General features: G+C 71.2%; 13 protein-coding genes and 1 pseudogene. 8 read left to right on the top strand and 6 right to left on the bottom strand.

Features of this window, described 5'->3' with window-relative positions:
- Nucleotides 1–248, bottom strand: a pseudogene (locus ACWD3D_RS22585) (MarR family transcriptional regulator); the annotation flags it as partial.
- 271 nt (nucleotides 249–519) lie between these two features.
- On the opposite strand from ACWD3D_RS22585, the gene ACWD3D_RS22580 reads away from it, so the two are divergent.
- The 4 genes from ACWD3D_RS22580 (at nucleotide 520) to ACWD3D_RS22565 (ending at nucleotide 4656) form a co-directional block, all read left to right on the top strand.
- Complete coding sequence (locus ACWD3D_RS22580) at nucleotides 520–1161, top strand: MBL fold metallo-hydrolase (RefSeq protein ID WP_451462633.1); 642 nt, start codon at nucleotides 520–522, stop codon at nucleotides 1159–1161.
- Between the two features lie 114 nt (nucleotides 1162–1275).
- Complete coding sequence (locus ACWD3D_RS22575) at nucleotides 1276–1773, top strand: GNAT family N-acetyltransferase (RefSeq protein ID WP_451462632.1); 498 nt, start codon at nucleotides 1276–1278, stop codon at nucleotides 1771–1773.
- Nucleotides 1774–1875: 102 nt separating this feature from the next.
- Nucleotides 1876–4059, top strand: a complete 2184-nt coding sequence (locus tag ACWD3D_RS22570; protein ID WP_451462631.1) for an FUSC family protein — start codon at nucleotides 1876–1878, stop codon at nucleotides 4057–4059.
- Nucleotides 4060–4413: 354 nt separating this feature from the next.
- Nucleotides 4414–4656, top strand: a complete 243-nt coding sequence (locus ACWD3D_RS22565; RefSeq protein ID WP_327180091.1) for a DUF397 domain-containing protein — start codon at nucleotides 4414–4416, stop codon at nucleotides 4654–4656.
- 249 nt (nucleotides 4657–4905) lie between these two features.
- Here the strand turns inward: ACWD3D_RS22565 and ACWD3D_RS22560 are convergent, their stop codons facing one another.
- Nucleotides 4906–5442, bottom strand: a complete 537-nt coding sequence (locus ACWD3D_RS22560) for an ATP-binding protein (protein ID WP_451462630.1) — start codon at nucleotides 5440–5442, stop codon at nucleotides 4906–4908.
- A 340-nt stretch (nucleotides 5443–5782) separates the two neighbouring features.
- Between ACWD3D_RS22560 and ACWD3D_RS22555 the strand changes: the two genes are divergently transcribed.
- The 3 genes from ACWD3D_RS22555 to ACWD3D_RS22545 all read left to right on the top strand — a co-directional run bounded on the left by ACWD3D_RS22555 (nucleotide 5783) and on the right by ACWD3D_RS22545 (nucleotide 8828).
- The gene (locus ACWD3D_RS22555; protein ID WP_451462629.1) at nucleotides 5783–6646 is read left to right on the top strand and encodes a helix-turn-helix domain-containing protein; all 864 of its coding nucleotides are present in this window, start codon (nucleotides 5783–5785) and stop codon (nucleotides 6644–6646) included.
- A gap of 58 nt (nucleotides 6647–6704) precedes the next feature.
- Complete coding sequence (locus ACWD3D_RS22550; RefSeq protein ID WP_451462628.1) at nucleotides 6705–8162, top strand: aldehyde dehydrogenase family protein; 1458 nt, start codon at nucleotides 6705–6707, stop codon at nucleotides 8160–8162.
- Between the two features lie 132 nt (nucleotides 8163–8294).
- Nucleotides 8295–8828: a DinB family protein gene (locus tag ACWD3D_RS22545; RefSeq protein WP_451462627.1), complete on the top strand. Its 534-nt coding sequence runs from the start codon at nucleotides 8295–8297 to the stop codon at nucleotides 8826–8828.
- An 18-nt stretch (nucleotides 8829–8846) separates the two neighbouring features.
- Here ACWD3D_RS22545 and ACWD3D_RS22540 read toward each other — a convergent pair whose 3' ends face one another.
- The 4 genes from ACWD3D_RS22540 to ACWD3D_RS22525 all read right to left on the bottom strand — a co-directional run bounded on the left by ACWD3D_RS22540 (nucleotide 8847) and on the right by ACWD3D_RS22525 (nucleotide 13010).
- Nucleotides 8847–10268: a glutamate decarboxylase gene (locus ACWD3D_RS22540; RefSeq protein WP_451462626.1), complete on the bottom strand. Its 1422-nt coding sequence runs from the start codon at nucleotides 10266–10268 to the stop codon at nucleotides 8847–8849.
- A 79-nt stretch (nucleotides 10269–10347) separates the two neighbouring features.
- Nucleotides 10348–10971 (bottom strand): NAD(P)H:quinone oxidoreductase, encoded by a 624-nt coding sequence (wrbA, locus tag ACWD3D_RS22535; protein ID WP_451462625.1) that lies wholly within the window; start codon nucleotides 10969–10971, stop codon nucleotides 10348–10350.
- A gap of 145 nt (nucleotides 10972–11116) precedes the next feature.
- Nucleotides 11117–12427: an ion channel protein gene (locus ACWD3D_RS22530; RefSeq protein ID WP_451462624.1), complete on the bottom strand. Its 1311-nt coding sequence runs from the start codon at nucleotides 12425–12427 to the stop codon at nucleotides 11117–11119.
- Between the two features lie 217 nt (nucleotides 12428–12644).
- Nucleotides 12645–13010 carry a YbjQ family protein gene (locus ACWD3D_RS22525; RefSeq protein ID WP_327177166.1) on the bottom strand — a complete coding sequence of 122 codons (366 nt, stop codon included), beginning with the start codon at nucleotides 13008–13010 and terminating at the stop codon, nucleotides 12645–12647.
- Nucleotides 13011–13158: 148 nt separating this feature from the next.
- Here ACWD3D_RS22525 and ACWD3D_RS22520 point away from each other — a divergent pair.
- Nucleotides 13159–13863 (top strand): DedA family protein (locus ACWD3D_RS22520; protein WP_451462623.1); only part of this gene is annotated, 705 nt, incomplete at its 3' end.

Genomic DNA, 13863 nt, shown 5'->3' with positions numbered 1-13863 from the left:
GGGTCGTGCGACCCGATCATCGGGTAGCCGTCGCCCTCCATGAGGATCTTCATGATGCGGACGTACGCCTTGTCGATCTCGGCCTTGTCCTGGTAGAGCCGGTCGCTGCCGGCGGCCGTGAGGTGGAGAAGGAGTTTGCGTCCGTCGAGTGGGTGCGCCTCGGCCCGTACGAAGCCCAGGCCCACGAGCTCCCTGACCGACTTGGTGGCCGACTGGTGGCTGACGCCCCGTCTCGACGCGATGTCGGCGGCGGTCATCGGGCCACCGCGGTCCAGATAGCCGAGGACGGCGGCCTCGCCGGGCGGCATGGTGTCGGCGGTGCGCACCGCGCGTACCAGTTGTCCGATGGTCAGGCGGAGTTCCTCGGCCAGTCGAGCGTCGTCCATGGATCGAATCTACCCGTACCGCCCGACCGGGCCGACCGCCTCGGCGGCCGGGGCGGAGCTGCGGAAGCGGCGCGTTATATGCAACTTAGGTGTACAGTTTGGTTGTAGTTATTTTTCACCGGAGGGACCTGCCGTGCAGCTCACCAAGCACGCCCACGCCTGCGTCACGCTGGAGAAGGAGGGCACCCGCGTCGTCATCGACCCCGGCACCCTCACTCCGGACGCGGCCGAGGCCGTCGGCCTCGCCCATGCCGTCCTGATCACGCACGACCACTTCGACCACTTCGACGGCGAGCTCGTCGCCGCCGCTCTCGAAGCGCGGCCCGGCCTGCGGGTCTACGGCACCGCGGCGGTGGCGGACGCCCTGGGCCGCCACGGTGGCCGGGTCCGCGCCGTCGCCGAGGGCGACTCCTTCGCCGTCGGCCCCCTCGCCGTCACCGTCCACGGGCGCCGGCACGCGCCGATCCATGCCGACATCCCGTGTCCCGACAACGTCGGCTACCTCGTCGACGGTGCCGTCCACCACCCCGGCGACGCCTACGGGGTGCCCGACGCCCCGGTGCGCACCCTTCTGCTCCCGACCAGCGGCCCGTGGACCAAACTCGGCGAAGCCGCCGACTATGTGCGCGCGGTCGGGCCCGAGCGGGTCATCCAGATCCACGAACTCATGCTGAGCGAACTCGGGCAGGCGTCCACCGCGCGGTTCCTGGGCGAGCAGGGGCTGACCGGCATCGCGATCGAGCGGCTGGAGCCCGGCGCCACCGTCCGGGTCTGAGCCCGCGCGCGAGTCGTACGCCCGTGCGCCGGAAGCGGCCCGGCGGCCCGGGCGGCCCGGCCCGCACCGAAAACCCCGGGTGCTCGCGCCGGACGGTTGTTACCGTCCGGCCCCATGACCTGGCTGCCCGACGACTTCGTCCACCCCGTCCACGTGCCCGTACCCGGCACCACCCTCCATCTGCGCCCGATCCGGGAGGCGGACACCGCGATCGACCATCCCGCGGTGATGGGCTCCCGGGAGCGCCTGTGGGAGATCTTCGGCCCTGCCTGGGGGTGGCCCGCCGAGTCGATGACGTACGAGGGGGACCGCGCCGACCTGCGGCGGCACGAGGAGGAGATCGCCGCGCACCGGTCCTTCAACTACGCCCTGCTGGACGAGGCCGAGACGGCGCTCCTGGGCTGCGTCTACATCGACCCGCCGGAGCGCACCGGCGCGGACGGCGAGATCTCCTGGTGGGTGGTGGACGACCTGGCCGGAGGTGACGTGGAGGACGCCGTCGACGCGTTCGTGCCGCGGTGGATCGCCGCCGCCTGGCCCTTCCGGTACCCACGCCACCTCGGCCGCGACATCGCCTGGGCGGACTGGCTCGCACTGCCGCGCACCCCGTGACGGGACGGGCGGCGGGACGAAGTCGGGCGGCGCGGGGACGGCCCGGTCCGGACGGGTGAACCAAAGGTCGGGCTTGCCCGGTATTGAGGCTACGCTCGCCCCATGAGTTGGCTCCGGGCGCTGAAGGAGACCACCCGCTCGGGGTTCACGATCGAGCGGCCCCGGCTGGAGCCGCTGGTCGCGTTGCGCGGCGCCATCGGACTGGCGCTGGTGGTCGAGACCGCGCTCTTCACGTTCGGGCCGGTCATCGCGGCCAGTTCCGCGTTCGGCGCGTTCCAGGCGGCCATCGCCACCTTCCAGCGCAGCTGGCGCCCCCGCCCGGTGCTCGCCCTGGTCTCGGGCGTCAGCCTGAGCATCTCGACCTTCATCGGCTACGTCGCCGGGCCGTACCACGTGGTCTTCCTCGCCGTGCTCGTCGTCTGGACGTTCGTCGCCGGACTCTGCTGGGCGGCGGGCCCCACCGGCGGCATCATCGCCTCCTCCAACGTGGCGATCATGCTCGTCACCATCACCCTGCCCACCTCGGTCCTGGACGCCGCCGCGCACGCCGGGGTGATCATCGTCGGCGGACTGGTGCAGGCCTCCCTGATCGTGCTCTTCCCGGTACGCCGGTGGGGGGCCCAGCGCGACGCGCTCGCCGACGCGCTGGCCGCCGAGGCCGACTACGCCCGACGGCTGCGCCACGACCCGATCGCGCCCTTCGACTCGGAGGCGCTGATGACGGCCCGCGACGCGGCGGCGATCTCCGCCCGCGAGGCCCGCCACCGCCCGGCCGAACTGCACGGCGCCCGGAGCGTCGCCGAACGCATCCGCCCCGTGCTGGCCTCGCTGGCCGACCCCGCCATGGGGGTTCCCGAGGAAGGGCCGCAGCGCGACCGCGCCCGCGAGCTGCTCGGTGCGGCGGGCTCGGTGCTCGACGCGGCGGCCCGCGCGATCCGGCACGGCGATCCGGTCCGGCTCGGCGGACCGGCGCTGGCGGCGCTGGAGGCGCCGGAGACCGGCGGGCTCGACACCGGCCCGCCCCGTCGGGCGGCCGACCGGCTGATCGCCCTCCTCCACGACGTGGTGGAGATCGCCGAGGGCGCCGGGACACGGCACGGCTCGGAAGCCGACGCCGACGCAGAGACCCCGCACCGCCGCCGCCCCGGCCTGATCAAGCTCGTCCCGGTCGTGATCGGCCGGATGCGGGGCGAGTTCCACCGCGGGTCGGCGATCCTGCGGCACGCGATCCGGGTCACCGCGGTCGCCACGGTCGGCTACTTCATCGGCGAGGCGCTGCCCCTCGGGCACGGTTACTGGGCGCCGATGGCGGCGGTCATGGTGATGCGGCCCGACTTCTCGCAGACCTACGCCCGCTCGGTGGCCCGTTTCGGCGGCACCATCGTCGGCGTGACCTTCGCCACCGTCGTCGTGCAGGTCGCCCACCCCGGCCCGGAACTCTCGGCCGCGCTGGCCGTCTGCTGCGCCTGGCTGATGTACCTGCTGATGCGCACCGGTTACGCGGTCGGCCAGGTCTGCATCTCGGCGTACGTCGTCTTCCTGCTCGGGATGGCGGGCAACGACTGGTCCCAGACGGTCCCCGAACGCATCGTGCTGACCCTCGTCGGCGGGCTGCTGGCGATGGTCTCGTACGCCGTCTACCCGGCCTGGGAGACCCCTCGGCTGCGCAACCGGCTCGCCGGGTGGCTGATCGCGGTGGGCCGGTACGCCGCCACGGTCATCGACCAGTACGCCGCCCCGGCGGCCCGCAGCAACGACGACGTGCGGTCCGCGCTCATCGCCTCCCGCGAGGCCCGCGTCGAGTGGACGGAGACCCTGAAGAAGGCCCAGTACGAGCCGGTGCGGCACCGGGGCATCTCCCGGTCGGCCGCCACCGACGCCCAGCACGCGCTGTCGCAGCTCGGCCGGGCCGCCATGCTGCTGGAGGCCCACCTGCCGGACCGCGCGGCGACCCCCGTACGCGGCGCGGCGGAACTCGCCGACGCCCTGCGAGGTTCGACGGAGAAGGGGGCGAAGGCGGTACGCGAACGGCGGGTCCCGGAATGGGGGCCGGTCGCCGAGTCGGTTGCGTACTGGGACTTTCTCGAAGCGCCCTACGACGAGGAACCCGAACCGGGAGAACCCGTGCCCGATCCCGTCGTACGCCGGGGAGCCGCGCTTCTGCTCGACGCGCTGGTGGAATTGTCGTTCGCGCTGGACGACCGGGGGGCCGTGCCCAGTAGTCGCAGAGCCAAGCCGGCCGAAGACGCGGAAGAAGTCGACGAGGCGGAACCGGAATCCCGTTGAAAAGCATGTGAGTCGGAGACCGGTGCCGCGTCGGTCAGGGACCGGTCCCAGCTGTCCGGGCCCATGGGGGAGGGGCGCCCCGGCCCGGGGACCGGGCCCGGGGCAGGGCGGGGAGCGGTGCGTGGGGCCGGGCGGGGCGCGGCGGGGAGATCGTGGGCCGAGGCGTCCGGCGAGGACTTCCTCCCGGGTGCACGTCATTTCGCGGACTCTTCGCCTCTCCCGTAATCGCTGTAATCAAAGGACCACCGCGCGTGCACGTGCATTTGCCCACGCATTGGCACGTGAATTACCGCTATGATCCAGGTTGGTTGACAGACGGTTGACACTTGCACCTTGCAACTCGGGGAGCTTTCTGTGCACGACGTGTACAACGGCATGGCGGCCACAGGGCTTCACGGAGTCGTCTGGCAGAAGAGCAGACACAGCAACTCCCAGGGATCTTGCGTGGAGTTCGCGAAACTGCCCGGGGGGAATGTGGCCATGCGCAACTCCCGCCACCCGGACGGCCCGGCGCTCGTGTACACGCCGGCGGAGATCGAGGCGCTTCTGCTGGGCGTCAAGGACGGGGAGTTCGACCATCTGGCGTCCGGCGCCTGAGCGTCACGGATCGGTGCCGCGTGCGGTGCCACGGCATGCGGGGCGCGTGATCGGTGGGTGCGCGGTCGGTGGGCGCGCTGGAGCCGGACCGGCGGACGCGCGGTCGGCGGGACGCGGAGAGGGCCGGAGTGCGACTCTCCCTCGCGCTCCGGCCCCCGGTCTCCACGCCCGGTTCTCGTACCTCGTACGTGTTCCGGTCGGTGACGCCGCGTCGGATCTCGCGCGGGCGGTCGGTCGACCGGGCTTGTCTCAGCGGGAGTTGTCCCCCGGGTCGCAGGTGTCCGTCAGCAGGAACGCCGCCCAGACGATCTTCCCGTGCGGGGCCCTCGACGTCCCCGGCGCCCCGGGGGCCGGGGCTGGGTGCCAGCCCCAACTGTCACTGAAGGACTCCACCAGGAACAGCCCACGGCCCGACTCGGCCGAGTCCTCCGCCTCACCCGCCATCGGACTCTCCCGGCTGGGGTCGCGCACCGCGCACACCAGCCGGGTGGAGCAGCGCGCCAACTGGAGCCGCACCGGAGGGATGTTCGGGTCGCGGGCCACGTCGGACGGCAGCGCGTGACGCAGGGCGTTGGTGACCAGCTCGGAGACGACCAGGGCCACATCGTCGAAACAGCTCTCCAGCTGCCACTGGCGGAGGGTGGCACGGGTGAAATGCCGTGCGGAGCCGACCGCTTCGTATCGCGCCGGGAGGGTGATGGAGGCCGACGCCGTGATCGCCGCGGGATCGGTGGGAGGCAGGCCGCGCCGTAACGGTTCGAGCGTCGTCGATCCATCAGTCCTCATGCGAGGTGCTCCCGGGATTTCGCGGCTGCGAGCGGCACTGCCTGTGAGCGGTACTGCGGGGACACAGCGGCACAACACGAACGATCACGCAGGTGCGCGAGGTCCATGCTTCCGAATGCTTGGAGCAGATGCAAGGGCAGATGCACGTGCACGCGCCGGACCTGCCCGGTACCGTGGTGGTTCCGGAGCATTTCTTCCGTGCAGCAGTTTTCCATGACTCCGGCAAGTCTTCCCCTCTCTGTAATCGAATGAGTACGGCCCGGAGCGTTTTGGTGGCAGAATCCGGGTCTCGGGGTTCGGGGGGCCTCGTTGCCCGGGAAGCTATGGGGAGGGTCGTCCAGTGTCGGCAGGCGAGTCGAGTGGTTCCGTGGTGCGCCGCATCCTGCTGGGCTCTCAGCTCAGAAGGCTGCGCGAGTCTCGCGGAATCACGCGTGAGGCGGCCGGCTACTCCATCCGGGCCTCCGAATCGAAGATCAGCCGCATGGAGTTGGGACGGGTGAGCTTCAAGGCCAGGGACATCGAGGATCTGCTCACGCTCTACGGGGTCGCGGACGAGGCGGAGCGCGAGTCGCTGCTCGGTCTGGCGCGCGAGGCCAACGTGGCGGGCTGGTGGCACAGTTACGGCGACGTGCTGCCCGGCTGGTTCCAGACGTACATCGGTCTGGAGGGAGCGGCTTCCCTCATCCGTATCTACGAAGTGCAGTTCGTGCACGGGCTGTTGCAGACCGAGGCGTATGCGCACGCCGTCGTCTCGCGGGGTATGCGCGGCGCTCCCGAGGCGGAGATCGACCGCCGGGTGGCGCTGCGGCTGGAGCGGCAGAAAGTGCTCGTCTCGGAACGCGCGCCGGACTTCCACGCGGTACTCGACGAGGCCGCTCTGCACCGGCCTTACGGATCGCCCGAAGTGATGCGCTCCCAATTGCGGCATCTGCTGGAAATGTCGGAGCACCCCAACATCTCTCTCCAGGTGATGCCTTTCAGCTTCGGCGGACACGCGGGAGAAAGCGGCGCGTTCACCATGCTGCGTTTCCCCGAATCGGATCTGTCGGACATCATCTTTCTGGAGCAGCTCACCAGCGCGCTCTATCTCGACAAGGCCGAAGACGTCCAGAGTTACGAAAACGCCATGGTCCGGCTCCGCGCCGACAGTCCCGGGGAGGGCGAGACCCGGGATCTCCTCCACAGACTGCTTCAACAGACCTGATCCACGCGTACGATGAAGTTCGATCAGGAGTGTGCGAACGCCTGCAGTAAGGGATTGCATGTCCTTCTTCCATGAACTGGCCCATCAGTACATCGATGGCGAATGGCTGACCGGCAGCGGTTCGTGGGACATCATCGACGTCAATCCCTACAACGGCGAGAAGCTCTGCGCGATCACGGTCGCGACCGTCGCCGAGGTGGACCGCGCCTACCGCGCCGCCGAACGCGCGCAGACGGTGTGGGCCGCCACTCTCCCGCACGAGCGACAGGCCGTCCTCGTACGCGCGTTGGCCGTGATCGACGCACGCGCGGACGAGATCGCCGAGGCCATCGTCGACGAGCTGGGCGGGACACTGCCCCGGGCGCGGTACGAGATCGACCTCGGCCGTGAACTCCTCCGCGAGGCGATACGCCAGGCCGTCCGCCCGGTCGGCGGGCTGCTGCCCGCAGCGGTGGACGGCAAGGAGAACCGGCTGTACCGGCGTCCCGTCGGAGTCGTCTCCGTCATCAACGCCTTCAACTTCCCCTTCGTCGTGGCGATGAAGTCGGTCGCGCCGGCCTTGGCGCTCGGCAACGCGGTCGTGATGAAGCCGCACCAGAACGCTCCGGTCGTCGGCGGCGGTCTCGTGGCGCGCGTCTTCGAGGAGGCCGGGCTGCCGCCGGGTCTGCTCAACGTGGTGGTCACGGACAGCGCCGAGATAGGCGACGCGTTCATCGAGCACCCGGTGCCCGCGGTGATCTCCTTCACCGGATCGGACCGGGTGGGCCGGCAGATAGCGGCCCTGGCCGCCCGCCAGTTCAAGCGGTGCTTGCTCGAACTCAGCGGCAACAGCGCCCTGGTGGTGCTGGACGACGCGGACATCGACGCGGCGGTGGACGCCGCGGTCTTCAGCCGCTTCTTCTTCCAGGGCCAGGTCGGCATGGCGGCCAACCGCATCCTGGTCGACCGCCGGGTGGAGCGGGAGTTCACCGAACGGTTCGTCGCCGAGGTGTCCCGGATCACCGCCGGAGACCCGCACGACCCGGCCACCCGGATCGGTCCGGTGATCAACGCCTTCCAGGCCGACGCGCTCTCCGTACTGGTCACCGAGGCGCTCGCCGCCGGGGCCACCGCGCTGCTGCGCGGCCGTACCCGGGGCAATGTCGTGGAGCCGACCGTGCTGACCGGGGTGCCCGAGGGCTCACCCCTGCTGACGCAGGAGGTCTTCGGGCCGGTGGCCGTGCTGATCCCCTTCGACGGGGAGGACGAGGCCGTGCGGATCGCGGACGACTCCCCGTACGGGCTGAGCGGGGCGGTGCACACCGTCGACGTGGAGCGCGGGGTCCGGTTCGCGCGGCGCGTCCGCAGCGGGATGTTTCACGTCAACGGCCCCACCGTGCAGGACGATCCGCTGGCCGCCTTCGGGGGCGAGAAGATGTCCGGGCTCGGCCGGCGGAACGGCGACGCGGCGGTGGACGCCTTCACGACGACGCACTGGATCTCGGTCCAGTACGGCCGCACGGTCTTTCCTTTCTGAACGCCACCGCGTGTCCCGGTCTTGCGGACAGAAGCTGTCCGCAAGGGCTCGTAGCGTGTGGGTGTCGGTCGGGGCCACGGGGGCACCGGCCCCAGGGTCTTTCGAAGGGCCCCTTACTCCGGGACGGTCAGTATGGTCACCCACGTGTCCGAGACGCACCACGACGAGCGCGCCACCCTCCTCGCCTTCGTGGAGGCCCAGCGCGGAGCGATCCGCCGCACCCTGCTCGGTCTCACCGAGGAGCAGGCGGCGAGCCGGCCGAGCGTGAGTGAGCTCTCCCTCTCCGGCCTGGCCAAGCACGTCGCCGAGACGGAGCTCAACTGGCTGCGGATGGCGCAGCGTCAGCCCAACGAGAAGGTTCGCACCCAGGAGACCTGGGGGGACAGCTTCCGTCTGGTGGGAGACGAGACGGTGCCCCAGGTGCTGGCGTTCTGGGACGGCGTCGCCGCCGAGACCGACAAGTTCATCCGGTCGGTTCCGGACCTCGACGACAGCTTCCCGCTGCCTCCGGCGCCCTGGTTCCCGAAGGACGAGGAGGTCTCCATGCGGTGGCTGCTGGTCCACCTGGTCGAGGAGATCGCCCGGCACGCCGGCCACGCCGACATCATCCGGGAGTCCCTGGACGGCAAGACTGCCTTCGAGTTGATCGCCGAGAGCAACAAGTAGTCTCCGGGCGAGGCTTGTTCAGTGGTGGAACGAGGTCGCGGCGCCCTTGTCGCGGCTCAACGGGCCGGGCTGCTCGCGCAGTTCCGGCAGCAGTGCTCGCAGGTCCTCCAGCAGGAGTTCGGCGAGGTCGGACGAGAAGCCGTTGCGGCAGACGATCCGCAGCACCGACAGGTCCTGCCGGTTGGCCGGGAAGGTGTACGCGGGCACCAGCCAGCCGTGCTCGCGCAGCCGACGGGACACGTCGAAGACGTCGTACGCCGTCACGTCCGGCGCGGTCGTCACGGCGAAGACCGGCAGCTGGTCGCCCCGGGTGAGGAGACGGAAGTCGCCGAGGGCCTCGATCCGTTCCGCGAGGCCCCGGGCGACGTCGCGCGAGGTCTGCTGGACGGCGCGGAAGCCCTCCCGGCCCAGCCGCAGGAAGGTGTAGTACTGCGCGACGACCTGGGCGCCGGGCCGGGAGAAGTTCAGCGCGAAGGTGGGCATGTCGCCGCCGAGGTAGTTGACCCGGAAGACGAGCTCCTCGGGGAGGTCCTCGGGCGTGCGCCAGAGCGCCCAGCCGACGCCCGGGTAGACCAGGCCGTACTTGTGGCCCGAGGTGTTGATCGAGGCCACCCGGGGGAGCCGGAAGTCCCACACCAGGTCCTCGTCGACGAACGGCGCGACCATGGCGCCCGAGGCGCCGTCGACGTGCACCGGGATGTCGAGCCCGGTGCGTTCCTGGAGGGCGTCCAGCGCCTCGCAGATGCCGGCGATCGGCTCGTAGGAGCCGTCGAAGGTGGAGCCGAGGATGCCGACGACCCCGATGGTGTTCTCGTCGCAGAGGTCGGCGGCGCCCTGCGGGTCGATGTGGAAGCGCTCGCCCTCCATGGGGACGAGCCGGGCCTCCACCTCCCAGAAGTTGCAGAACTTCTCCCAGCACACCTGCACGTTGACGCCCATCACCAGATTGGGCCGCGCGGTGGCCGGGTAGCGGTCGGGGTTCTTCGCCGCCCAGCGCCGCTTCAGCGCGAGACCGGCGAGCATGCAGGCCTCGCTGGATCCGGTCGTGGAGCAGCCCACGGCGTTGGTGGGGTCGGGGGCGTTCCACAGGTCGGCGAGCATCGCGACGCACCGGCGCTCCAGTTCGGCGGTGCGCGGGTACTCGTCCTTGTCGATCATGTTCTTGTCCCGGCACTCCGCCATCAGCACCCCGGCCTGGGGTTCCATCCAGGTGGTGACGAAGGTGGCCAGGTTGAGGCGGGAGTTGCCGTCGAGCATCAGCTCGTCGTGGACGAGCCCGTACGCGGTGGACGGCGGGAGCGGGCCGTCCGGGAGCCGGTGCGTCGGCGGGGCCGAGGTCATGCCCGCCGTCGGATCGGCCTCCCCGAAGAAGGGGTTGAGGGCCAGCTTGCGGCCCTTCCCGGAGTCGTCCCTGCCGTGTGATCCCTTGTGGAGCGCCATGCGGCACGTCCTCTCGGTCCGCGGGCCCTTGTCCCGGGTCCGCCTCGGCCGTCGTCCTCGCCGTCGTCCTGGTCCGGGGTCAGCCCCCGGCGGCAAGCCCGGCCTTGATGGCCCGGGTGAACTTCACGACGCGCTCGGCCTGGACGCGCGCCGCGGTCAGCGTCTGGTCCCCGACCGGGATGTCTCCCTGGCCGGCGACGTGCGAGGTGCCGTAGGGGTTGCCGTCGACGAACTTCGACGGGTCGGTGTACCCGGGGGAGACGAGGATGCCGCCGAAGTGGTGGATGGTGTTGTAGAGCGCGAGCAGCGTCGACTCCTGGCCGCCGTGCGCGGTGGCGCTGGCGGTGAAGCCGCTGTAGACCTTGTCGGCCAGCGCGCCCGCCTGCCAGAGACCGCCGAGGGTGTCGAGGAACTGCTTGAGCTGGGCGGCGACGTTTCCGTACCGGGTCGGCGAGCCGAAGATCACCGCGTCGGCCCAGACGAGGTCGTCGGGGGAGACCTCGGCGATGTGGGCGGTCTCCCGCGCGTTGGCCGCCCAGGCGGGGTTGGAGTCGATGGCTGCCTGCGGGGCGAGCTCGGCGACCTTGCGCAGCCGTACGTCGGCGCCGGCCTTCTCCGCGTCCTCGGCGAGGGCCTTGGCGATCGTCGCGATGGTGCCGGTCGAGGAGTAGTAGACGACGGCGACATTGACGGGCGTGGACATACGAGATCCTCCGGGCGTCGGGTGGTGCGGGCCGTACGGCGGGGAGTTCTCGTGCGGCTCCGAGAGGCCGTACGCATGTGACGATACGGACAAACGGTCCATTCGGCACGCCCGATGGGAAGGGCCGGACGCGGCGCGGCTCTCCTCACCGCAGCGCCGTACCGTCCTCGCGCAGCTGCATCTGGGGCCGCCCGGTCACCAGCAGCCACGCGGGCAGCGTCGCCACGCAGAGCACCGGCAGCACCGCCGTGTCGCTCACCAGCACCGCCGCCGTGAAGAGGCTCAGCCAGCCCTGCCGGGTGACCGCGAGGAGCAGGCCCAGGACCGCGCACCCCACGCCGAGCGCGGGCGGCACCGCGTCGACCAGCGCGTGCGCGCAGAGCCCCAGGGCCGCCCCGGCGAAGACCGCCGGGAAGATCCGGCCGCCCCGGAAGCCGCAGGTGGCGGCCACCACCAGCGCCGCCATCTTCACCACCGCCATCACCGCGAACTCCCCGGCCGACCAGCCGTCGGGCGACGCGGCCAGTTCCTTCACCTCCTCCAGCCCCTTGAAGAGGGTCAGATGGCCGCCCAGCGCACCCAGCAGCCCCAGCACGAGCCCGCCGGCGGTGATGGCGAGCACCGGGTGCCGCAGCGCCTTGAACGCCCGGTGCGTCCACGGCGCCGCCAGTACCCCCGCCATGCCCAGCACCGCCCCCGCCGAGGCGATCACCAGCGCGGCCAGCAGGTCGCCCCAGCCGGTGTGGGTGTAGTCGGGCAGCGACAGGTCGAAGCTGGGGTGGTCGGCCAGCGACATGGTCAGGGCCCCCGCCGTGCCCGCCGCGAGCGGGCCGAAGAGCCGGTCCCAGAGCGCCCCGGGACCGGGCTGGGAGGCGAGGACCTCGGAGAGGATCAGGGCCGCGGCGACCGGGGTGCCGAACAGGGCGCCGATCGTGCCCGCCGCCGCGAGGCCCACCCACAGCTCGGCCGGCGACCCGGGGGCGAGCCGCCTCCCCAGCCAGAAGGCGAGCGCGATGTTCGCCTCGGTGATCGGGTTCTCCGGCCCGAGGCTCACCCCGCCCGCCAGCGCCAGCACGGTGACCAGCAGCAGCCCGGGGACGACCCCGGGGGCGAGCGGGGCGCCGACCAGTCCGGTGGTGGCCGGGTCGGGGCCCGCGTGGCCGTGCACCAGGTGGACGGCGATCCCCACCGCGATACCGGTCGCGGTGAGCATGACGATCATCCAGAGCGAGGAGAACCGGCCGATGCCGAGCGCGTCCGGGAGGGTCTTCCAGAGCACGTCCTGGAACTGTTCGGCCAGCAGGCTCACGCCGAGCAGGACCAGCGCCGAGACGACGCCCACCACCAGCGCCGGCAGCACGACGGGCAGCAGCCGCCGGGCGGGCGTGGGGGCGGGCTCGTGCCCGGCGGGGGCCGGTGAGGAGGGCGTCGCGGGGGAGGGCGAGGTGGGGGCCACCGGCTCACCCTATCCACGCGAATGCCGCATAACCCGTAAATCACCCAGCGGCTCCCGGGCGGACGCCCGAGGCCCGGCGAGTCCCGGGCGCTCCGGGGTCCGGGCGCCCCGAAGCCCGGGCGCCCGGAGCGTCCCGGGTGTCCGGAGGGTCCCGGGTGTCCCGGGTGTCCGGAGGGCCCCGGGTGTCCGGAGCCTCGGGGGTGTCCGCGCGGAGCCGCTACAGCTCGCTGATCACCGCGGCCGTTCCGTACGCGCAGACCTCCGTGCCCACGTCCGCCGCCTCGGAGACGTCGAAGCGCATCATCAGCACCGCGTTGGCGCCGCGCGCCCGCGCCTGCTCGACGAGGCGTTCCATCGCCTGGTTGCGGGTCTCGACCAGGGTCTTGGTCAGCCCCTTCAGCTCGCCGCCGATCATCGACTTCAGCCCGGCGCCGATCTGGCTGCCCAGGTGGCGGGAGCGCACGGTCAGCCCGAACACCTCGCCGATCACCCGGGTCACCTGGTGCCCGGGTACGTCGTTCGTGGTGACGACGAGCACGTCCGCGTGGTCGCTCTGGCCGCCGCCGTAATCCTCGATGCCCATGGGTGACACCTCCTGGTGTCCAGCTTTGCCCCGGCCGGTGTCGTGCGCACGCTCAACTCGGCCACTGGAACGCGGAGGGTCTTCGGGGCGTTGATAGCTTGTGGGGCGCCACGCAGCCGCCCATCGAACGATCCTGGAGCCCGGACCTTTGAATACGCTTGCGCTCGGCCCGAGCTGGCTGGACCCGGACTATCTGATCAACACCTTCGGACTCCCCGGCGTCCTCCTCATCGTGTTCGCCGAGTCCGGACTGCTGATCGGGTTCTTCCTGCCCGGCGACTCCATCCTGTTCACCACGGGCCTGCTGGTGACCACCGGCCAGCTCCGCTACCCGCTCTGGCTGGTCTGCGTGCTGATCGGGCTCGCGGCGATCATCGGGGACCAGGTCGGCTACCTCTTCGGCCGGAAGGTGGGCCCGGCCCTCTTCAACCGGCCGGACTCCAAGCTCTTCAAGCAGGAGAACGTCGAGAAGGCGCACGAGTTCTTCGAGAAGTACGGCCCGAAGTCGCTCATCCTGGCCCGCTTCGTACCGGTGGTCCGCACCTTCACGCCGATCATCGCCGGCGTCAGCCGGATGAACTACCGCTCGTTCCTGATCTTCAACATCGTCGGCGGCATCCTCTGGGGCGTCGGGGTGACCGTGCTCGGAGCGGTGCTCGGCAAGATCGAGTTCGTGCACCAGAACATCGAGGCGATGCTCGTCCTGATCGTGCTCATCTCCGTGGTGCCGATCGCGATCGAGTTCCTCCGGGCCCGCTCCAAGTCGAAGAAGGCCGCCGCGGCGCAGCAGGACGACGACGACCGCACCCCCGGCGGCAGCTCGCCCGCCGGCCGCCGGGGCCGTCACGCCAAG

The sequence above is a fragment of the Streptomyces sp. NPDC002690 genome, from assembly GCF_053592415.1.
Note: the sequence above shows the minus strand (reverse complement) of the source record. Positions and strands in the feature narration are given on the sequence as shown.